The organism is Mesorhizobium sp. M0019, from assembly GCF_040323975.1.
Classification (GTDB): Bacteria; Pseudomonadota; Alphaproteobacteria; order Rhizobiales; family Rhizobiaceae; genus Mesorhizobium.
Genome location: NZ_JAMYVK010000009.1, coordinates 57,117 through 77,320, shown reverse-complemented (window position 1 = coordinate 77,320; position 20,204 = coordinate 57,117). Strand labels below are relative to the sequence as shown.

Below are 20,204 nucleotides of genomic sequence, written 5' to 3'. Positions count from 1 at the left end.
GGGAACTGCCAATCTCCCCCCTTGAGGGGGAGATGTCCGGCAGGACAGAGGGGGGTGCCTCGCGCCGAGGTCTCACAACGCTTTGCATCGCACCGTATTAGTCAAAAAGGGGTGCCGAAACGCCCCGTTTCGATTACGCCGTCGATTGCCGTTCACCCGTTAACCAGCGCCAGCAGCTCCTCGGTATAGCGCTTGCCGACCACCTTTTCCGGCGACAGGGCGTCGCCGATTGATGCCACCTCGGCCTGGCTCAGCACGATATCGGCTGCCGCCGTATTCTGCTCCAGATGGCGCATTTTTCGCGCACCGGGGATCGGGACAATGAAGTCGCCCTGATGCAGCACCCAGGCGAGCGCCAGCTGCGCCGGCGTCACGCCCTTCCCGGCGGCCATCTTTTCCAGCACGGCGACGACCGCCGCATTGGCCGCCATGGCGTCGGCCTGGAAGCGCGGCAACCCGCGGCGCCAGTCGTCGGCGCCGAGAACATCGGGCTTGGCGATCGTGCCGGTGAGCAGGCCGCGGCCGAGCGGGCTATACGGGACAAAGCCGATGCCGAGCTCGCGGCAGACGGCAAACACTTCCCCCTCCGGATCGCGGCTCCACAGTGAATACTCGCTCTGCACGGCGGCGATCGGGTGCACGGCATGCGCCCGGCGGATGGTCGCCGCACTCGCCTCCGACAGGCCGAGCGCCCGCACCTTGCCCTCGCGCACCAGCTCGGCCATGGCGCCGACCGTATCCTCGATCGGCACGTTGGGGTCGACGCGGTGCTGGTAATAGAGATCGATCACCTCCGTATCCAACCGCTTCAATGACGCTTCGGCCACGGCCTTGACATGCTCCGGGCGGCTATCGACACCGGCCATGCGCTCCATGCCGCTCCCTTCTTCGAGGATCTTGAAGCCGAATTTGGTTGCGATCGTCACCTTGTCGCGCACCGGCTTCAGCGCCTTGCCGACCAGGATCTCGTTCTCGTAAGGGCCATAGACCTCGGCCGTGTCGAAGAAATTGACCCCGATCTCGACGGCATGGCGCAGCGTGGCAATCGCCTCCGCCTCCGGCTGGCCACCATAGGCAAAGCTCATCCCCATGCAGCCGAGGCCGACCGGGTAGACGTCAAGTTTATTGCCAAGCTTGCGGGTTTGCATCACGTGTCTCCTTGTTGTGATGGTTGTGATGCCGCAGAGATAGCGTCTTGCGCCGAGTTCGATAATCGGCTCTCATTTGCACGGGCTGTTCCAAGAAATAGATCAATGAAGCGAACCCATCTTTCACAGCTCGCGGTACTGGCAATGGTCGCCCAATGCGGCAGTTTTCGCGGCGCCGCCAAGGAACTGGCAATCGCGCCATCGGCGGTCAGCCACGCGGTGTCCAGCCTCGAAGCGCGCCTCGGCGTGCGCCTTCTGGCGCGCAGCACGCGCAGCGTCGCTCCGACCGAGGAGGGCGCGCAACTGCTCGAGCGCCTCAGGCCGGCGCTGTCGGAAATCGACCTGGCGCTGGAATCGGCGATTGAGGCGCGCGACCGGCCGGGGGGCAATCTCAGGCTGACGGTGCCGCGAACCGCCGCCCATCTGGCGCTGACGCCAAGGCTCAGCGCCTTTGCTGCTGCCTATCCCGACATCGTGCTGGAGATCGTCATCGAGGACCGCTTCACCGATGTGGTCGAGGGCGGCTTCGATGCCGGTGTGCGACTGGGCGAGAGCCTGCAGCGCGACATGATCGCGGTGCGTATCGGACCAGACCTTCGCGGCGCGGTGGTCGGCGCGCCAGCCTATTTCGAGACCATGCCCAAGCCGCAGCATCCGCGCGATCTCGCCGCTCACCGCTGCATCCGCTTCCGCTTCTCCAGCGGCATTCTCTACCGCTGGGAATTCGAGCAAAACGGCGAGGAGATCGAGATACCGGTGCAAGGGCCGCTGATCCTCGACGAGGACCATCTGATTGCCAACGCCGCAGTCGACGGCGCCGGGCTCGCCTTCGTGTTCGAGGACTATGTCCGCGACGCGCTCGCCGCCGGCAAGCTCGTTCGCGTGCTGGAGGACTGGTGCCCGCGCTTCGACGGCTTCTTCGTCTATTACCCCAGCCGCCGCCAGATGCGGCCGGCGCTCAGGGCCTTTGTCGATTTTTTCAAGGTCGGCGAGTAAGCCAACCCTCCCCACACGGGAGAGGTGGAAGAAAGCCGACCTGGCATTCGTTCACCGACCATGTCAGCACTGCCCAAAAACCAGACGGCCGGCTACGGCTGGACGGCGATCATCCTTCACTGGCTGATCGCGGCGCTCTTTATCGGCCAGTTCGTGCTCGGCTTCGTCATGGTGCGGCTGTCCAGCCAGCGCACCGCCTTCGAGCTGATCCAGCTGCATAAATCCTTCGGCTTCCTGCTGCTTGGACTGGTCATCCTGCGCATCGCCTGGCGCCTAGGCAGACCGGCCCCGCCGCTGCCGCGCTCGGTCGGGCCTTTCGAGCGCCGTGCGGCGCCGCTGGTCCATCTCGCGCTTTATGCGTTTCAGCTCGCTCTGCCGTTGTCCGGCTGGGCGCTGGTCTCGGTCTCGGTGCTGGAGATCCCGAGCGTGCCGTTCAATCTGTTCGTCATGCCCAATCTGCCGCTCGGTGAATCGGACACGGCAGAAAGCTTCTGGGCAGCGACGCACTGGTATCTCGCCTATGCCGGCATCGGACTTGTCGCTTTGCATCTCGCCGCAGCGCTGCGCCATCATTTCTGGCTGAGGGATACCGTGCTGACGCGCATGATCACGGCTTCGTCACATCACGACAGGGAATAGAGCGGACGGCTCATTCGTTGATGGGGCGAGGACGCAAGAAAGCGTTGCCTGCCAAGAGGACCATTTCCATGTACGCGCGCATCTTCGGATTTGCGGCCGCCGCCGCTTGTTTTGCCATGCCTGTTTTCGCCGCCGTTGCCCTCGGCGATGCGGCCGGCAGCTACATCATCCGCCCGGGGAGTTCCAGCATCCACTTCTCCATCGGCAAGCTCGGCGGCGGCGGGCTCGACGGCGCCTTCGCCCGCTTCAAGGGCAGTATCCTGATCGACAACAGCGATGTCGGCCGGTCCCAGGTCAATTTCACCATCTTCCCCGAAAGCGTCGGTACCGGCCAAAGCCGCATCGATGCCTTTCTTCGCTCGGACGCGGTGTTCGACGCGGCCGACAATCCGGAGATCCAGTTCCGTTCGACCAGCGTCAAACGGACCGGCGACACGTCAGCCCTGGTTACCGGCAGGCTGACGGCGCGCGGCAAGACCTTTCAGGAAAAATTCACCGCCGATCTCGGCGGCCTCAAGGCGGGCACGATAAAATTCCACGTCACCGGCAAGGTGCTGCGGTCGCGCTACGGCATGGATGTCGGCACGCCGATTTATTCCAACGTCGTCGACTTCGACATGACGCTGACCGGCAAGCGGGGATAGTCTTTGCAGGACCGGGGTTCCGCAAGGGCAGCGCCGGCATCCGGACAAGCCGCAGATGATCGCCCTGTTCGCCGCCATGCTCCCGCATTGGCTTTTCCGCCGATTTCAGGCAAACCTCCAGGCCTGCAATCGAGAGGAGAAATCTGATGTTCCGATGGGGTGTTTTGTCGACGGCCAAGATCGGCCGCGAGCAGCTTTTGCCGGCAATCGTCGAGGCGGAGAACGGCGTGCTGTCCGCGATTGCCAGCCGCGATCTGTCGAAAGCGCGGGCGCTGGGCGAACGCTTCGGTGCGCGCCACGCGTTCGGCTCCTATGAGGAGCTGCTCGCCTCCAGCGACATCGACGGCGTCTACATTCCGCTGCCGACCTCGCAGCATGTCGAATGGACGGCCAAGGCGATCGAGGCCGGCAAGCATGTTCTGGTCGAAAAACCGCTGGCGCTCGATGCCAAGGACATTCCGCCGCTGATCAAGCTGCGCGATGCCAGGAAGGTGCTGGTCTGCGAAGCCTTCATGGTCGTCTACCATCCGCAATGGATCAAGGTGCGCGAGCTGATCGCCAACGGCGCCATCGGCCGGCTGCGCCATGTCCAGGGCGCGTTCTCCTATTACAATGTCGACCCCAACAACATGCGCAACAAGCTCGATCTCGGCGGCGGCGCGCTGCCCGACATCGGTGTCTACCCGACAGTGTCGACACGCTTTTCGACCGGCAAGGAGCCGCTGCGCGTCCAGGCGACGATCGAGCGCGACAAGACGTTCGGCACCGACATCTATTCCTCGATCCGCGCCGATTTCGGCGACTTCGAGCTGTCGTTTTACCTGTCGACGCAGATGGCGGCACGCCAGGTGATGGTCTTCCACGGCGAGAAGGGCTTCATCGAGGTGTTCTCACCGTTCAACGCCGGGCTCTACGACCATCACCGCGTCGAGCTGCACAACCAGAACCACAGCGAGGCGCAGGTGTTCCGCTTTCCCGGCACGCAGCAATACCGGCTGGAAGTCGAGGCCTTCGCGCGGGCTGCGCAGGGCGGCAAGGACCGCGTCTTCACTCTGGAAGAATCGGTGCTCAACCAGAAGGTCATCGATGCCATCTTCCGCGCCGGCGAGAAGGAAGGCTGGGAAACAGTCTAGGCCGGCCATGATCCCACAACGGGACCGGTTTTTGGACGAGATCATGGCCAAATAGATGTCCGACGCTGCGGATGTGATCATTGTCGGCGCCGGCCTTGCCGGCCTTGTCGCGGCGGCCGAACTGTCTGCGGCCGGCAAGAAGGCCATCATTGTCGAGCAGGAGCCGGAGCAGTCGCTTGGCGGCCAGGCATTCTGGTCGCTCGGCGGCATCTTCCTCGTCGATTCGCCCGAACAACGGCGCATGCGCATCCGCGATTCGTATGAGCTGGCGCTCGAGGACTGGCTGGGCACCGCAGCCTTCGACCGCACGGAAGATCTCTGGCCGCGCCGCTGGGCCGAGGCCTATCTCGGCTTCGCCGCCGGCGAGAAGCGCTCCTGGCTCATGCAGCGCGGCTTGAAATTCTTTCCGGTGGTCGGCTGGGCCGAGCGCGGCGGCGGCAATGCCGTCGGCCACGGCAATTCGGTGCCGCGCTTCCACATCACCTGGGGCACCGGCCCTGGCGTGCTCGAACCGTTCGTGCAGCGCGTGCGCGAGGCCGAGAAACGCGGGCTGATCCGCTTCAAATTCCGTCACCGGGTCAACGAATTGACGCGGACGGGCGGCGTCGTCGACGGCGTGCGCGGCGACCTGTTGGCGGCGAGCGATGCCGAGCGCGGCCGCAAGAGCTCGCGCGAGATCACCGGCAATTTCGAGGTGAAGGCACAGGCCGTCATCGTCGCCTCCGGCGGCATCGGCGCCAATCACCAGCTGGTCCGGGAGAATTGGCCGAAGCGGATGGGCGCGCCGCCGAAACGCATGATCACTGGCGTTCCCGATCATGTCGACGGCCGCATGCTGGCGATCGCCGAAGCCGCGGGCGGCCGGCTGATCAACCGCGACCGCATGTGGCACTATGTCGAGGGCGTCAGGAACTGGGCACCGATCTGGACCGATCATGCGATCCGCATCCTGCCCGGCCCGTCATCGCTGTGGCTCGATGCGCGCGGCAAGCGCCTGCCGGTCCCGCTCTATCCCGGCTTCGACACGTTGGCCACGCTCAGCCACATCATGAGCACCGGCTTCGATCATTCCTGGTTCATCCTGACCAAAAAGATCATCCAGAAGGAGTTCGCGCTGTCGGGCTCCGAGCAGAACCCCGATCTGACGGGGAAGAGCTGGCGCCAGGTGCTCGGCCGCGCCACCAGCGGCGTGCCCGCGCCGGTCAAGGCGTTCATGGAGAAGGGCGAGGATTTCATCGTCGAGCCTGATTTGCCGGCGCTGGTCGCCCGCATGAACGCAGTGGCCGGCAGCGAGCCGCTGCTCGAACTGGCGCAGGTTGAGCGCGAAATCCGCGCCCGCGACCGGCAGCTCGACAATCCGTTCTCCAAGGACATGCAGATTACTGCGTTGCGCGGCGCGCGAGCCTATCTCGGCGACCGGCTGATCCGCACCGCAAGACCGCACAAGCTGCTCGATCCCGCCAATGGCCCGCTGATTGCCGTCAGGCTCAGCATCCTGACCCGCAAGACGCTCGGTGGGCTGGAGACTGACCTCGACAGCCGCGTGCTGGGCGCCGGCGGCCAACCAGTCGAGGGGCTGTACGCGGCGGGCGAGGCCGCCGGTTTCGGCGGCGGCGGCATGCACGGCTATGCAGCGCTCGAAGGCACGTTTCTCGGCGGCTGCATCTTTTCCGGCCGCAGTGCCGGACGGGCGGCGGCACGCGCGGTGGGGTGAAACAAGGCCCGCCGGCGGCCGTTGCGCCAAGGTGGCGGGTCGCACCGAGTGGCCAACTTCCCTTAGAGCATTTTGCAGCCAAATGGAATCATTTGGCGTCCGCATAAATGCGGCAAAACAGATAGTTAGAGCGGGTTACCGGTTCCAGGAGAACCGGAACCGGCTCTAGGCGAAGGGCTGCAAATTGACGTCTTGAAGCTTGGAACCGGCAAGCAAAGCCTCGAGCACCTGCTTCTTGAGAGACAGGCACTGCGAACGGGCAAGTTTGACGATGGCGGAAACCTCGCCTGCCTCGCAGGCAAGGACCAGCTCCTTTTGCTGGGCGATGATCAACTGGGTGAAGTCGCGGGACTTGAAGCCGAGGTGGAGAACCCGCGCCGACTGGTCGAGTATCTGGTCCAGGAGATGCGCCAGTCGTAAATTTCCCGAGAGCTCCGCAAGGGCCAGACGAAAGGCACGGTCGGCCGCAAGGAAGGCGACGTGGCTGCGTAGCGTCTCCGGCTTCAGCACTTTTTGCGCTGCCAGCCTGACATCCTCGAGCCCGCGCTCGGTCATGTTCGATGCCGCCACCCTGAACACTTCCGGCTCGATCAAGCTGCGGACATCGAAGATCTCGTTGACATCCCGCAGGCTGAGCGTAGCAACGACGTAGCCGCGGCGCGGCTCGCTCCTGACCAGAGCTTCCTGCATCAGACGAGCCAGCGCCGCGCGGATCGTCGCCTTTTTGATCTGGTATCGATCACCGATCTGTTTCTCCGTCAGCGCTTCGCCGGGGCGCAACACGCAGGCAATGATGTCGTTCCTCAGCTGCTCATATGCCTGTTCCCTGCGAAGGACGTCGGCGGCTGACAGTGCTGTCGCCTCGACCGTGGCCGGCCTTGCCGGTTCGGCGGTCAACTTCGTCGTTTTCATATTCTGTCCGTCTGGCTGTCCCGTTGACGCTGGCATCAGCATTCGCTAGCGTGAGCATCTCAGATTGATGATCTGAGCATCTCAGGGAGGGTAACTGATATGCCTTTACCCGCCAACTCGCCTCTCTACGCCGTTGCCGATGATATCGTCAATGCCGCGAAGGGGCCAGATCCCCTCGAAGCGGTAAGGACGGTCCTGGGCGACTACACCAACCGCTTTCACGCATCGGGAACACTCGCTCACGAAGAAGACGACGACGAGGTGCTTCTGCATGCGAGTCCGAACCTGACGATCTATCACATCACTCTGTCGCCCGGCCTGCAGTACCCGCCTCACAACCACCTGATGGATGCCTTGATCGGCATCTACAAGGGCAGCGAGACGAACTTCATCTATCCCGTTGCCGGCAGCGAACTCGATGTTCCCGAAAGGCAGGACATCGCAGCGCCTGCCGTGGTGCACATGGCGTCAAATACCGTTCATGCGGTTGCGAATACGGGCGGTGCGCGATCGGGTGCGCTGCATGTCTACCTCGGCGATCTCACACGAACCCACCGGCAGCTGTGGAGTCCGGATAGCAACCAGGCCGAGCCGTTTGACAATGACCGCTATCTGGCCGGCGCTCGGCCCATTCAGCAGTCCGGGCACGAATGAGCGCAGGGGCGTCGCGGGCGGCGAAATTGGCCGTGATCAGCGGACCCGTCGGAATCGCGTCACACTTGTCACTCTCGCCAATCCGCTATCGCCCCTATCCTATCTGACGACCCAACACGTCGCGCATGCGGCGACAGACCAGCAAGGGAGATGCACAATGACGGCACATCAGAATGGCACAGGCGAGCAGACGACGCGGCTCGCGATGAAGACACCACCGGTCGTTTCGCCTGACGCGTGGGAGGCCGCGCGCCAGCAGCTGCTCGTGAAAGAGAAGACCGTGACCCGGGCTCGCGACGCACTGGCCGCCGAGCGCCGGCGGATGCCGTGGATGGCGGTGGAGAAGACCTATACGTTCGAAGGGCCTGACGGAAAGGTGAGCCTGCTCGACCTGTTCGAGGGCCGCCGTCAGCTGATCGTCTACCGCGCTTTCTTCGAGCCCGGCGTATTCGGCTGGCCCGACCACGCTTGCCGCGGCTGTTCGCTGGGGGCGGACCAGGTCGGCAACCTCGCCCATCTGAACGCCCGCGACACCACGCTTGCCTACGCCTCGCGCGCACCGCAGGCCGACATTGCGCGGCTGAAGGCGCGGATGGACTGGAAGATGCCCTGGTACACCATCACCGACAGCTTCGATGCCGATTTCGGCGTTGACGAATGGCACGGCCACAACGTGTTCATCCGCGACGGTGATCGCGTGTTCCGTACCTACTTCATCAACAACCGCGGCGACGAGGCGATGGGGACCGTATGGAGCTATCTCGACCTGTCGCCGCTCGGCCGCCAGGAGGTTTGGGAGGATTCGCCCGAGGGCTATCCGCAGACGCCGACGTACAAGTGGTGGAACTGGCACGACAATTACGGCGCCGAAGCCGTCCCCGACAAAAAATGGGTCGAGATATCGGACGCCGGAGAGGCCGCGTTCCGGAATCGCACCGAATAGAACGTCTTTGGCGTCGCGGAAATGCGGCCAGGGCAATTGGAGGAGCGGGATGCACGGTTCGACCGCATCCCGCTCGCTATGTAGGACTACGGACATGAGCGAGATTCATGCAGGCGGATCCACCGGCGATGCGAGCCCGGCCGGCCATAGTGCAGCCGATTGGCTGTCCTTTGCGGCCGCGCCGACCTTCGCAACCATGGCGCTGCTGACGCTTCTCGGCGGAGCGCCGGACATGATGTGCTCGACCGGGCAAGAGGCGTCACCGCTGGGCGGCATGGTCCCGATGTACCTGCTGATGAGCGGCTTTCATTTAGGACCTTGGCTGAAGCAGGTTTCCGGCCGGCGACGCCGCCGCAAATAGAGCTGTACCGGCCGACAAAGGCCCGTTCTGGTCGGGAAGACATCCCTCACCAGATCCACTCGCCCCTTCCCAAAACCGCTACCGCATCGACAATCCGGGTAAAGCTCGAGCGGGCGCGGCCGGCCGTGTGCCTGGCGCGCAAATAGCCATGCACCAGCCCCGGCTCCTCGAGCCACCAGGCGCGCCCGCCCGCGGCAACGATGCGGTCGCGATAGGCTTCGCCGTCCGACGACAGCGGGTCGCATTCAGCGGTGATCACGACGGTGGGCGGCAGATTGGCGAACTCGGCGTCGGCGAGCGGCCACAGAGTGAGATCGCCGGTGCGATCCTCGCCACCGGTCCTGATGTCCCTGTAGAAAACGAGGTCGCGCGCGGTAAGCATCGGCGCCTCCGCGTGGGTGACGTAGGAACCGGCGGAGCTGTCGCCGCCAAGGCCGGGATAGACCAGAATCTGGCCGATCGGCTTGCGCGCATGGCCGCGCGTTGCGTGGCTGACAGCGGCGGCGAGATTGCCGCCGGCACTGTCGCCGCAGAGCAGGACAGGACGCTCGTAAGTCGCCGCCGCCCATTCGAAGGCGCAGATGGCGTCGTCGAAGGCGGCCGGATGAAGGTGCTCAGGCGCCAGCCGGTAGTCGACCGAAACCACTTCATAGCCGGTGCGGCCGCAAAGCTCGGCGCAGAGGTCGTCATGGCTGTCGAGCCCGCCGAGGATAAAACCGCCGCCATGGAAATAAAGCACCATCGCCGAAGCTTCCGGCGCCGGAGCGCGGTAGACGCGGATCGGGATGTGCCAGGGTGTGGCAATGGCGGTGGTTTCCGCCGTGACGCCTTGGGGATAGCCGGCAAAGAACTCGCGGCACATCCTGTTGTAGATCTCGCGCTGCTCGGCGATGGTGTAGTCGATCGTATCGGGCGGATAATAGGTATTGGTCCGCTCGATGAAGGCCCAGGTCTCGGCGTCGATGAGGGTTTTGTAGTCGGTCATGGGCGCTGAATGGATCGCAATGAATCCGCCTGAACACCCCCCTCTGGCCTGCCGGCCATCTCCCCCTCAAGTGGGGAGATCGGCAGCTTCGGCGAAACCGCCTTTTCTCCGGCGTCGGCAATTGGCGAAAGCGATGATGACATCCAATCTCCCCCCTTGAGGGGGAGATGTCCGGCAGGACAGAGGGGGGTGAGCGCCATCATTCCTGCAATGCCACTACTTCCCCTTCCACACCGGATCGCGCTTCTCGGCAAAGGCGCGAAAGCCCTCGAGATTGTCCTCCGAGCCGTAGAGTGCGTCAACCGTCGATAGTTGCCGGCGCGTCACCCGGTTCATCGCGTCCTGGAACGTCAGCGATTCTGCGACCCGGGCCGTCTCCTTGATCGCGGCGAAGACCAGCGGCGGGCCGCTGGCGAGCAGCCGCGCGATCTCCCAGACGCGGTCCTCAAGTCTTTCCTTGGGCAGCACCTCGTTGACCAGGCCCCATCGATGCGCCTCGGCGACATCCATCCAGCGGCCGGTGAGCAGAAGGTCCATGGCGACATGGTAGGGGATGCGCTTCGGCAGCTTGATCGTCGCCGCATCGGCCAGCGTGCCGGCACGGATTTCGGGCAGGGCGAAGGAGGAGTGATCCGATGCATAAATGAGGTCGCAGGATAGCGCCAGTTCGAAGCCGCCGCCGACCGCCATGCCGTTGACGCAGGCGATCACCGGCTTGTTGAGGTCGCGCAGTTCCTGCAGCCCGCCGAAGCCGCCGACGCCATAGTCGCCGTCGACCGCGTCGCCGCCGGCCGCGGCCTTCAGGTCCCAGCCGGCGCAGAAGAACTTGTCACCGGCGGTCTTGACGATGGCGACGCGCAAGTCGGGATCGTCGCGAAACGCCTTGAAAGTCTCGCCCATCAGCCGCGACGTCTTCAGGTCGATGGCATTGGCCTTGGGCCGGTCGAGCGTGACTTCGAGGACAGCGCCTTCGCGGCGGGTCGAAATGATTTCAGACATTCTTCTTGTCTCCAAGCACCAGCAGCGCATCGGCGATCCAGGCGCCCTTGCCTTCGGTGCAGACGATCAGCGGATTGATGTCGAGTTCCTCGATCTCGCCGGCGTTTTGCTGCACGAAAGCGGCAATGCCCGATATCGCATCGATTGCCGCTGCAACATCGGCCTTCGGCCGACCGCGATAGCCGTCGAGCAGCGGGAACAGTTTCAGCCCGCGCAAAGCGGCCTCGATATCGTCGCGGGTCGCCGGCAGCATCAGCGTGACGCTGTCGCGCAACAGCTCGACCAGCACGCCGCCGGTGCCGAGCGTCATCACGGCGCCGAACATCGGGTCGCGGGTGAAGCCGACGAGCAGCTCGGCGACGCCGTCGCGCACCATGCGCTCGACATAAAGGCCCGTGCCGAGCGGGCCGAGATCGTGGGCGGCGGTGCTGACCGATTCGGCATCCCTCAAATTGAGCCGGACCGCATCGAGCTCGGACTTGTGGATGACGCCAAGGGCCTTCAGCGCCACCGGGAAGCCGAGCGCCATCGAGGAGATGACCGCTTCGACCGCGTTGCCGGCGCGCTCGCCCTTCGGCACGGGGAGCCCGGCCTCGATGAGCCGCGCCTTCGCCTCGGCCTCGTCCGGCGTGACATCGTCGCCGGCCGGCGCGCCGGACGCCGAAGTGTCGATCGGCTGCGCCTGCGGCTCGCGCCAGGCCCAGCCGATGAAGGCCGCCGCCTGGGCGGCGTCCATGGCTTCGGAGATGCCGAACAGCGGCACCATGCCCCGCGCCATCAGGCCGGCAGTGTATTCCTCGGGCAGGTTCTCCGGCAGCGAGGAGACGATCGCGCCTTGCGCGCTGTTGGTCTTCAGCGCCACTTCGAAGGCGCGCAGCGTCGCCCACCAGTCGGTGTCCGAGCAGCGGTCGGGGCGCGGGAAATCGAGCACCAGCATGTTGAGGTCGAAGCCGCCCGACACCATCGCGGTGAAGGTGGCGGTCATCGCCGGCTCGTTGTTCCAGATGAAGGTGTGGTAGTCGAGCGGGTTGGCCACCGCGACCAGCGGCCCGAGCGTCGATTTGACATGCGCGCGGTGCTCGGGGGTGAGTGGCGGAAACGTCACCCAGCGGTCTTCGGCGCTGTCGGCCATCACCGACGCCTCGCCGCCCGAACAGCTCATCGACGACAGCCGGTAGCCGGGCAGGGGGCCGGTGACGTGCAGCAGCTTGAGCGCCTCGATGAAGGCCGGGATCGAATCGATGCGGGCGATGCCGAGCCGCCTCAGGAAGGCGCCGGACGCTGCGTCCGAGCCGGCTAGCGACGCGGTATGGGAAACGGTCGCCTGCCGCGCCTGCTCGGAGCGGCCGACCTTCATGGCGATGACAGGCTTTTTCAGCTCGCGCGCCCGTGCCGCCAGCCTTTCGAAGCCGGCTACCGAATCGAAAGCCTCGATATGCAAGCCGAGCGCGGTGACACGGTCGTCCTCGATCAGGCCGAGCGCCATTTCGGAAAGCCCGGTCTGCGCCTGGTTGCCGGCGGTCATCAGAAAGGCGATCGGCAGGCCGCGCTTCTGCATCGTCATGTTGATGGCGATGTTCGACGACTGGGTGATGATGGCAACGCCGCGACCGCCTTCTGGCAGCCTGATGCCGCCATGCTGGTCGGGCCACAAAAGCGCGCCGTCGGCATAGTTGATGAGCCCGTAGCAGTTCGGCCCGATGATTGGCATTTGGCCCGCCGCCGCGACCAGCTCGGCCTGCAGCCGCTCGCCGTCTTCGTCATAGGCCTCGGTTTCGAGAAAGCCGGCGGCGAAGCAGACCGCACCGCCGGCGCCGCGTTCGGCCAGTGCCTTGACCACTTCGATGGTCAAGCGCCGGTTGACGCCGACGAAAGCGGCATCCGGCGCACCGGGTAATTCGGCCACCGAGCGATAGGCCTTGCGGCCGGCGACCTCGGCCTTGCTCGGATGCACCGGCCAGATCTCGCCGGCAAATCCCATCTTGATCGATTGCGCGACGACGGCGGCAGCCTGCGCGCCACCGAAGACCGCGATCGTTCGTGGGCGCAAAAGACGTTCAAGTTTGTGCATGAACACCCCCCTCTGCCCTGCCCTCTTTGCCAAAACTTGGCATCTCCCCCTCAAGGGGGGAGATTGGCAGTTGGGCCGCCGGCCCCAGGCATGCAACGGCAATAACTGGCGAAATCAGGAATGGCGGCCAATCTCCCCCCTTGAGGGGGAGATGTCCGATAGGACAGAGGGGGGCGCGAAGGAATGCAAACATTGCGCTGTTCAGCCCCCGAACGGGCGCAGCAGCGCCCGCGAGATGATGTGGCGCTGGATTTCCGAAGTGCCTTCCCAGATGCGCTCGACGCGGGCGTCGCGCCAGATGCGCTCGAGCGGCAAATCGTCCATCAGCCCCATGCCGCCATGGATCTGGATCGCCTCGTCGGCGACGAAGGCAAGCATCTCGGTGGCCTTCAGCTTGGCCATGGCCATGTCCTGGTCGGTAACGGTGCCCTGATCGTACTTCCAGCCGGCTTCGAACACCATCAGGTCGGCGGCCTTCAGCTCGGTCGCCATGTCGGCGAGCTTGAACGACACGCCCTGGAATTTGCCGATCGGCTGGCCGAATTGCTGGCGCTGCGCGGCGTATTCGATGGCATGGCCAAGCGCCCGGTCGGCACGGCCGAGGCAGGTGGCGCCGACCTGCAGGCGCGTTGCGCCGAGCCAGGAATTGGCGACATCGAAGCCTTTGTGGACCTCGCCGAGTACCTGGCTCGCCGGCAACCGGCAATCGTCGAATTCGAGGATGGCGTTGGTGTAGCCGCGATGCGAGACGTTGCGGTAGCCGTCGCGAACGGTGAAACCCTTGGTGCCCTTGTCGACGAAAAAGGCGGTGATCTTCTTGCGTTTGCCACGCGAAGACTCTTCCTCACCCGAGGCCATGAAGACGATGGCGAAATCGGCGAGGTCCGCGTGGCTGATGAAATGCTTGGTGCCGTTCAGCACCCAGTCGTCGCCGTCTTGCACGGCGGTTGCCTTCATGCCGCGCAGATCGGAGCCGGCGCCCGGCTCGGTCATTGCCAGGCAATCCCATTTCTCGCCGCGAATGCACGGGAACAAATACTTCTCGCGCTGCTCCGGCGTGCCGGCAAGAAGGATGTTGGAGGGCCGCGCCACGCAGGTCCAGTGCAGCGCGTAGTTGGCGCGGCCGAGCTCCTTTTCATAGAGCAGCCAGGTCACCGTATCGAGCCCGGCGCCGCCGACATCGGCCGGCATGTTGGCGGCATAGAGGCCGGCTTCGATCGCCTTGGCCTTGATCTCCTCGATCAGCTCACGGCGCAGCACGCCGGTACGCTCCACTTCGCGCTCATGTGGGTAAAGCTCGTTCTCGACGAAGGCCCGCGTCGTCTCGACGATGAGCTTCTGCTCCTCCGAAAGACCAAAATCCATGGTCTCAGCCTTTCTTCCTTTTCTTCGGCTTTTCAGCCTTTGCCTTTTCGGCCGCCTTGGAGGCGGTGGGCTTCTTGGCCGCGAGCTTGGCCAGCTGCCTGGTGTAGTCCTTATGCAGGGCGCCGGCACCCCAGCCTTTGCCTTTGTTCTGCTTCGACAGTGCCTCCATGATGGCGACCAGATTGTCGTCGCGGATCTTTTCGAGCTCGCGGATCGACAGACCGTGCGCCTGATCGTCCGACTGGGTGGCGATCAGCTCGACCAGCTCATCGTTGAACTCCGGCACGTCCATCAGCTTGGTCCACGGCCATTTCAGGCACGGGCCGAACTGCGCCATGAAGTGGCGCATGCCGGCCTCGCCGCCGGCGACGCGATAGACTTGGAACATGCCCATCTGCGCCCAGCGCAGGCCGAAGCCGTAGCGCATGATGTCGTCGAGCTCCTCGACCGTGCAGATGCCGTCCTTGACCAGCCACAGCGCCTCGCGCCAGGCCGCTTCGAGCAGCCGGTCGCCGACGAACGCTTCGATCTCCTTGCGGATCACCACCGGCTTCATGCCGATCGAGGCATACATCTCCGTGGCGACTTCGATCGCCTCGGGAAAGGTCTGTTCGCCGCCGACGATTTCGACCAGCGGCAGCAGATAGACGGGGTTGAACGGATGGCCGACGACCAGCCGCTCCGGGTGCTTCTTCATCGCCACCTGCATGTCGGTCGGTTTGATGCCGGAGGTGGAGGAGCCGATAATGGCGTTGGCCGGTGCATAAAGGTCGATCTCGGCCAGCACGCGGTGCTTCAGGTCGAGCCGCTCCGGCACGCTTTCCTGGATGAAGTCGGCGTCGGCCACCGCCTCGGCGATCGTCTTGGCGAAGGTAAGCTTGCCCTCTTTCGGCAGGCCGCCGGGCAGCATCTGCTTGTAGGCGCGGCGTGCGCCCTTCATCACCTCGCCGACCTTGCGTGACGCCTCGGGATCGGGATCGAAGATCGACACGTCGATGCCGTTGAGCAGCAGCCGCGCCACCCAGCCGGCGCCGATGACGCCGCCGCCGATCGCGGCCGCCTTGTTGATGATGCTCATGCGGAAGCTCCGGTTCTTGTGCGGGCTGTTGCGGGGTCGGTGAGGGCGACACGCTCGCCGGCACGGATCACGGATGCATCATAGGCCTTGCGCGCGAACACTTCGAGCACGAAGGGCCGGAAGAAATCGATCGGCAATGTCTCGTAGTCGGGATCGAAGCTCGACTGATCCCAGCGTTCGCAAAACTTATCGCAATCGTCGAAGTAGATGTGCCCGGCGAAACGGTCGCGGGCGTGTGGATTGCCGCCGAGGTGGTGGGCGTAATAGAGGCGCTGGAAATCGCCGTGCTTCTCCACCACCCAGGTGCATTGCTCGCGCACAAAAGGCTTCAGGATCGACGCCGCATACTCGTCGTGGTTATAGGGCGCGTAGATGTCGCCAATATCGTGCAGCAAGGCGCAGGCAATCCAGTCGGTGTCGGCGCCGTCGCGCCAGGCCCGTGTTGCCGCTTGCAGTGAATGGCCGAGCCGGGTGATCTTGTAGCCCGAGAGGCCCGCATCAAGCTGGACGAGCGCGTCGAGCAGCCGCTCGCCGGTCTTTGCCGCATAGTCGATCTCGTGCTCGGTGAGGAAGGCATAGTCCTCGCGGTCGCCGTCCTTCATGGCGGTGAATTTCACGGTCTTCATCGGCGGCTCCTCCCAACCGGCTACCGGCTTTCAAAGCGGTGCGCGCTTCGTCAGGTTCAGCTTCTTGCGGACTTCGTCCGGGCCGATGACCCTGGCGCCCATATTCGACACGATGCTGACCGCCCGCTCGACCAGCTGCGCATTGGTCGCCAGCACGCCCTTGTCGAGCCAGAGATTATCCTCCAGTCCGACGCGGACATTGCCGCCGGCCAGCACCGCGGCTGCGACATAGGCCATCTGGTTGCGGCCAATGGCAAAGGCCGACCAGTTCCAGGTCGACGGTACATTGTTGACCATGGCCATGAAGGTGTTGAGGTCGTCCGGCGCGCCCCACGGCACGCCCATGCACAATTGCACCAGCGCGTCCGGCTTCAGCACTTCTTCCTCGACCAATTGCTTGGCGAACCACAGATGCCCGGTGTCGAAGGCCTCGATCTCCGGCTTGACGCCGAGCGCCGTCATCATGCCGCCCATGGCACGCAGCATGCCGGGCGTATTGGTCATGACATAATCGGCCTCGGCGAAATTCATGGTGCCGCAATCGAGCGTGCAGATTTCCGGCAGGCACTGGCTCACATGTTCCATGCGGTTGCTCGCGCCGCCCATGTCCGTGCCTTTTTCGTTCAGCGGCAGCGGCTTCTCCGGCGGGCCGAATACCATGTCACCCCCCATGCCGGCGGTCAGGTTCAGCACCACGTCGACGTCCGCCGCGCGGATGCGCTCGGTTACTTCGCGATAGAGATGCACGTCGCGCCTAGGCTTGCCGGTCTCGGGATCGCGCACATGGCAGTGCACGATTGCAGCACCTGCCTGTGCCGCCTCGATAGCCGAATCGGCGATCTCTCTGGGCGAGCGCGGCACATGCGGGCTGCGGTCCTGCGAACCGCCGGACCCGGTCACGGCACAGGTAATGAAAACCTCACGGTTCATCGCTAACGGCATCGGACTCTCTCCCAATAGAACGTAGGGCAAGAATGCCTGACTTGCCGGAAACTGTTTTGCGTTTTACGAAGATCGTGTGACCAAAAACGAAAAACCGACGATCTTTCGGGCCGAGCGTTTGCCGCTCAAGGTAACGCTGCTGGTATTCTCCGGCTCGTCGATCATGTGCGTCGCGTCGGCCGTCGATCCGTTGCGCGCCGCCAACCGCATTGCCGGTGAGACGCTGTTTGATTTCAGGCTGGTCTCGGTGACAGGCGAGGCGCCGGTCACCACATGCGGCCTGCCGGTGGCGGTCAGCGGCCGCTTCGATGCGGCTGACACAACCGATATGCTGGTCGTCGTCGCCGGCTTCGGCACGCAGAACTACGCCACATCGGCCCTGCTGTCCGGACTGCGCCGGGCGGCGCGCGCGGCACGCGCCTGCGGCGGCGTCGAGGCCGGCACCTGGCTGGTTGCCCGCGCGGGTCTGCTGGAGGGGCGCAGCGCCACCACCCACTGGGAGGACATGGAGGATTTCTCGTCGGCCTTTCCCGGCGTCGACGTGCGCCCCGACCGCTACGTCATCGATGGCCCCGTGTTCACCACCGGCGGCGCCTCGCCGACCTTCGACCTGATGCTGCATCTGATTCGCACGCGGCTCGGCATGGCCGTGGCGCTAGATGTCGCGAGCGTCTTCATCTACGATCAGGCGCGCGCCGCGACGGACGCGCAACCGCTGGTCTCGCTCGGCCGTCTCGACGGCTACGATCCCAGGCTGGCGCAAGCCATTCGGCTGATGGAAGCGCATGTCGACCAGCCGCTGACTATCACCGCCGTGGCAAAGCGCGCCGGGGTGACGGCACGGACGCTGGAAAGCATCTTTCGCAAGTCGATCGGCGAAACGCCCGGCGCTTATTACCTCAGGCTGCGCCTCGGCGCCGCGCGCCGGCTGGTGGTCGACACGCGCATCGCCATGGCGGACATTGCCGGGCGAACGGGGTTTTCGTCCGCCGCGGCATTTTCCAGAGCGTTTTCAAGAGCGTTCGGCGAAGCGCCGGTCAGGCTGCGTCGGGGATAATGCATGTCGCCCAAAAGCTTGGCCACGGGCTTGACCCGAGGGTGCGGAGCGGTTTTGGGATAACGACATGCATAGACAAAGGTAGATCAGGCAGCGTCCTGGCGGTCGCTGCTGCCGTCGATCTGCGAGCGCATCTGTCTCGCAAGATGGGTCTCGAAGCGGCTGGCGACCGCGCGATCCCATTCGTTTGCACTCAGCGCACCTTGTTTCGGGTGCGGCAGCGCCATCAGCCGGTCGATGATCGATCCAGCCTCGCCAGATGAGAGCAGGGCGTCGATTTCGCGTTCGTGCTGCATATCGTTTCGCCTCCTTCTTTCTGAATCCCGCCACGAACCACACTATAGGAGGTTCGTGACGGCTGTTTGAAGGCAAGAGCGAGGCGATTGATGGGCGATGCCGGGCAAAGTTTTGTCCGCCGCCGCCCATCTTGGGCACGATCGTTCCGGCAGGTCAGGCAGTGCTTCAGCCAAGCCGCATCGACAGTTCAACATCCTCGCCGAACGGCGTGGACATGTAGCCACTCCCGGTCGAGCGCACCCGCTCGAGGTATTCGGGGCAAAGATCTGCGTTGTCGGCAACGACGAAGGCGCCCGGCCTGAGGCGGCTTTCAACCAGACTCAAGATCTCGGGATAGAGCGCTTTGGCGCCGTCGAGCAGAAGCAGGTCGACGCTTTCGGGAAGATCGACGCTTAATGTTTGCAGCGCGTCTCCTTCGCGGATTTCCACCATGTCAATGAGACCGCCTGCTGTCAGGTTACTCCTCGCGCGCGCGACCTTGGATGGCTCGAACTCGCTGGTGATCAGGCGGCCGCCGCCATTGTCCCGCAAGGCTGCGGCAAGGTGCAGGGTCGAGATGCCGAACGAGGTTCCAAATTCAACGATCGTCCTTGCGCCGCTGCCTCGTGCCAGCATGTAGAGCAGCATGCCGGTCTCTCGCGAGACGGGAAGCCAGAGGTCCTTTAGCCGCCCATAGAAATCGAGGTATTCGGTCTTGCTTCGAATGAGGCGGCTCCGCTCCTCGGCGGAGAGTTCCGCCACCGCGGGGCTCGTTGCGGCAGCGGCTTCCTCGAACAGGCGGTCCAGCAGGGGCGCGAGCGGCGTTGTCGTCAGTGTGGTCATATCGGTCTCCAGTCGGAATTGAATGCGTTCTTGTGCGGCACTCAAAATACGACTAATCATTCGCATTCACTAATCGCATTGGCGCGGCTCTCAATGAGCGATCACCGAAGTCCGCGGATTTCCTCGCGAAAACAGCCGAGGCAGGCCCGCTCGACGGAGCTCGTCGCTGCGATTTTGCAGGCTGCTGTTCAGGTTTTGGCGAAAGAAGGCGCGCAGCGCTTCACCACGGCGCGGGTGGCCGAGAAGGCCGGCGTCAGTGTCGGATCGCTGTATCAGTATTTTCCGAACAAGGCGGCGATCCTGTTCCGGCTCCAGAGCGACGAATGGCGGCAGACGACCAGTTTGCTGCGCGATATCCTCGAGGATATCAGGAAACCGCCGCTTGACCGGCTGCGCGACCTGGTCCACGCCTTCCTCCGCTCGGAGTGTGACGAGGCTGCTGTGCGTGTGGCGCTCGACGACGCCGCCCCGCTTTATCGCGACGCGCCTGAGGCGCAGGCGGCAAGGGCGTCCGGAGACCGCACCATCCAGCTCTTCATGCAGGAGGCGTTGCCCAACGCCTCGCAAGTGACTCGCGAATTGGCCGGCGACCTGATCATGACGACGCTGAGCACGGTGGGGAAACAGTTCTCGGAGGCGCCTCGAACCTCGATGGAGATTGAAGCCTACGCCGACGCCATGGCCGACATGCTCTGCGCCTACCTGAGAGGCCTCAATCACGGCTAAGGCAAATGCCAGGCCCGGTCAGCAAGCAGGGCGAAGTTTCGCACGGGGCAAACCTTGTTGGTTTCAGCCCCGCGGAAAGCCGCCTTTATCCG

21 protein-coding genes are annotated in these 20,204 nt (G+C 64.3%); 10 read left to right on the top strand and 11 right to left on the bottom strand.

All coding sequences use genetic code 11. The annotated features are described in order from the left end of the window. Positions 1 to 152: 152 nt before the first annotated feature. On the bottom strand, positions 153 to 1,148 hold the full coding sequence (locus tag NKK47_RS09480; RefSeq protein ID WP_352568464.1) for an aldo/keto reductase: 996 nt from the start codon (positions 1,146 to 1,148) through the stop codon (positions 153 to 155). A 105-nt stretch (positions 1,149 to 1,253) separates the two neighbouring features. On the opposite strand from NKK47_RS09480, the gene NKK47_RS09475 reads away from it, so the two are divergent. The 5 genes from NKK47_RS09475 (at position 1,254) to NKK47_RS09455 (ending at position 6,274) form a co-directional block, all read left to right on the top strand. Further along, entirely contained in the window at positions 1,254 to 2,144 is an 891-nt protein-coding gene (locus NKK47_RS09475) for a LysR family transcriptional regulator (protein WP_352576302.1), read from the top strand. Positions 2,145 to 2,204: 60 nt separating this feature from the next. Then, entirely contained in the window at positions 2,205 to 2,783 is a 579-nt protein-coding gene (locus tag NKK47_RS09470; protein WP_352568460.1) for a cytochrome b, read from the top strand. Between the two features lie 68 nt (positions 2,784 to 2,851). After that, positions 2,852 to 3,427, top strand: a complete 576-nt coding sequence (locus tag NKK47_RS09465; RefSeq protein ID WP_352568458.1) for a YceI family protein — start codon at positions 2,852 to 2,854, stop codon at positions 3,425 to 3,427. Positions 3,428 to 3,573: 146 nt separating this feature from the next. Next, a complete protein-coding gene (locus NKK47_RS09460; RefSeq protein ID WP_352484691.1) occupies positions 3,574 to 4,560 on the top strand; it encodes a Gfo/Idh/MocA family protein in 987 nt (328 codons plus the stop codon). Positions 4,561 to 4,615: 55 nt separating this feature from the next. Then, the gene (locus NKK47_RS09455; protein WP_352576300.1) at positions 4,616 to 6,274 is read left to right on the top strand and encodes an FAD-binding dehydrogenase; all 1,659 of its coding nucleotides are present in this window, start codon (positions 4,616 to 4,618) and stop codon (positions 6,272 to 6,274) included. A 165-nt stretch (positions 6,275 to 6,439) separates the two neighbouring features. Here the strand turns inward: NKK47_RS09455 and NKK47_RS09450 are convergent, their stop codons facing one another. Further along, on the bottom strand, positions 6,440 to 7,186 hold the full coding sequence (locus tag NKK47_RS09450) for a GntR family transcriptional regulator (protein WP_352576298.1): 747 nt from the start codon (positions 7,184 to 7,186) through the stop codon (positions 6,440 to 6,442). A 99-nt stretch (positions 7,187 to 7,285) separates the two neighbouring features. Between NKK47_RS09450 and NKK47_RS09445 the strand changes: the two genes are divergently transcribed. The 3 genes from NKK47_RS09445 to NKK47_RS09435 all read left to right on the top strand — a co-directional run bounded on the left by NKK47_RS09445 (position 7,286) and on the right by NKK47_RS09435 (position 9,144). After that, positions 7,286 to 7,840: an autotransporter gene (locus tag NKK47_RS09445; RefSeq protein WP_352576296.1), complete on the top strand. Its 555-nt coding sequence runs from the start codon at positions 7,286 to 7,288 to the stop codon at positions 7,838 to 7,840. A gap of 157 nt (positions 7,841 to 7,997) precedes the next feature. Further along, the gene (locus NKK47_RS09440; RefSeq protein WP_352576294.1) at positions 7,998 to 8,783 is read left to right on the top strand and encodes a DUF899 domain-containing protein; all 786 of its coding nucleotides are present in this window, start codon (positions 7,998 to 8,000) and stop codon (positions 8,781 to 8,783) included. A 94-nt stretch (positions 8,784 to 8,877) separates the two neighbouring features. Next, positions 8,878 to 9,144: a hypothetical protein gene (locus tag NKK47_RS09435; RefSeq protein WP_023677590.1), complete on the top strand. Its 267-nt coding sequence runs from the start codon at positions 8,878 to 8,880 to the stop codon at positions 9,142 to 9,144. Between the two features lie 46 nt (positions 9,145 to 9,190). On the opposite strand, the gene NKK47_RS09430 is transcribed toward NKK47_RS09435, so the two are convergent. The 7 genes from NKK47_RS09430 to bcoG form a co-directional block, all read right to left on the bottom strand. After that, positions 9,191 to 10,129: an alpha/beta hydrolase gene (locus NKK47_RS09430; protein WP_352576292.1), complete on the bottom strand. Its 939-nt coding sequence runs from the start codon at positions 10,127 to 10,129 to the stop codon at positions 9,191 to 9,193. 216 nt (positions 10,130 to 10,345) lie between these two features. Further along, on the bottom strand, positions 10,346 to 11,128 hold the full coding sequence (locus tag NKK47_RS09425; RefSeq protein WP_352451620.1) for a carnitinyl-CoA dehydratase: 783 nt from the start codon (positions 11,126 to 11,128) through the stop codon (positions 10,346 to 10,348). Continuing rightward, entirely contained in the window at positions 11,121 to 13,199 is a 2,079-nt protein-coding gene (locus NKK47_RS09420; protein ID WP_352576290.1) for an acetate--CoA ligase family protein, read from the bottom strand. The genes NKK47_RS09425 and NKK47_RS09420 overlap by 8 nt, the downstream gene beginning before the upstream one ends. Before the next feature lie 201 nt (positions 13,200 to 13,400). Then, positions 13,401 to 14,564: an acyl-CoA dehydrogenase family protein gene (locus NKK47_RS09415; protein ID WP_352576288.1), complete on the bottom strand. Its 1,164-nt coding sequence runs from the start codon at positions 14,562 to 14,564 to the stop codon at positions 13,401 to 13,403. A gap of 4 nt (positions 14,565 to 14,568) precedes the next feature. Continuing rightward, positions 14,569 to 15,642, bottom strand: a complete 1,074-nt coding sequence (locus NKK47_RS09410; protein ID WP_352464602.1) for a carnitine 3-dehydrogenase — start codon at positions 15,640 to 15,642, stop codon at positions 14,569 to 14,571. Continuing rightward, complete coding sequence (locus NKK47_RS09405) at positions 15,639 to 16,268, bottom strand: HD domain-containing protein (RefSeq protein WP_023677594.1); 630 nt, start codon at positions 16,266 to 16,268, stop codon at positions 15,639 to 15,641. The genes NKK47_RS09410 and NKK47_RS09405 overlap by 4 nt, the downstream gene beginning before the upstream one ends. A gap of 30 nt (positions 16,269 to 16,298) precedes the next feature. Continuing rightward, the gene (gene bcoG / locus NKK47_RS09400; protein ID WP_352576286.1) at positions 16,299 to 17,210 is read right to left on the bottom strand and encodes a 3-dehydrocarnitine:acetyl-CoA trimethylamine transferase BcoG; all 912 of its coding nucleotides are present in this window, start codon (positions 17,208 to 17,210) and stop codon (positions 16,299 to 16,301) included. 76 nt (positions 17,211 to 17,286) lie between these two features. On the opposite strand from bcoG, the gene NKK47_RS09395 reads away from it, so the two are divergent. Next, positions 17,287 to 18,267 (top strand): GlxA family transcriptional regulator, encoded by a 981-nt coding sequence (locus NKK47_RS09395; RefSeq protein WP_352576284.1) that lies wholly within the window; start codon positions 17,287 to 17,289, stop codon positions 18,265 to 18,267. A gap of 86 nt (positions 18,268 to 18,353) precedes the next feature. Here NKK47_RS09395 and NKK47_RS09390 read toward each other — a convergent pair whose 3' ends face one another. Both NKK47_RS09390 and NKK47_RS09385 read right to left on the bottom strand, forming a co-directional pair. Further along, positions 18,354 to 18,563 (bottom strand): hypothetical protein, encoded by a 210-nt coding sequence (locus NKK47_RS09390; protein ID WP_023680243.1) that lies wholly within the window; start codon positions 18,561 to 18,563, stop codon positions 18,354 to 18,356. A 166-nt stretch (positions 18,564 to 18,729) separates the two neighbouring features. Then, on the bottom strand, positions 18,730 to 19,386 hold the full coding sequence (locus tag NKK47_RS09385) for an O-methyltransferase (protein ID WP_352576282.1): 657 nt from the start codon (positions 19,384 to 19,386) through the stop codon (positions 18,730 to 18,732). A 93-nt stretch (positions 19,387 to 19,479) separates the two neighbouring features. On the opposite strand from NKK47_RS09385, the gene NKK47_RS09380 reads away from it, so the two are divergent. Further along, positions 19,480 to 20,112: a TetR/AcrR family transcriptional regulator gene (locus NKK47_RS09380; RefSeq protein WP_352576280.1), complete on the top strand. Its 633-nt coding sequence runs from the start codon at positions 19,480 to 19,482 to the stop codon at positions 20,110 to 20,112. The last annotated feature ends 92 nt before the right edge of the window (positions 20,113 to 20,204 follow it).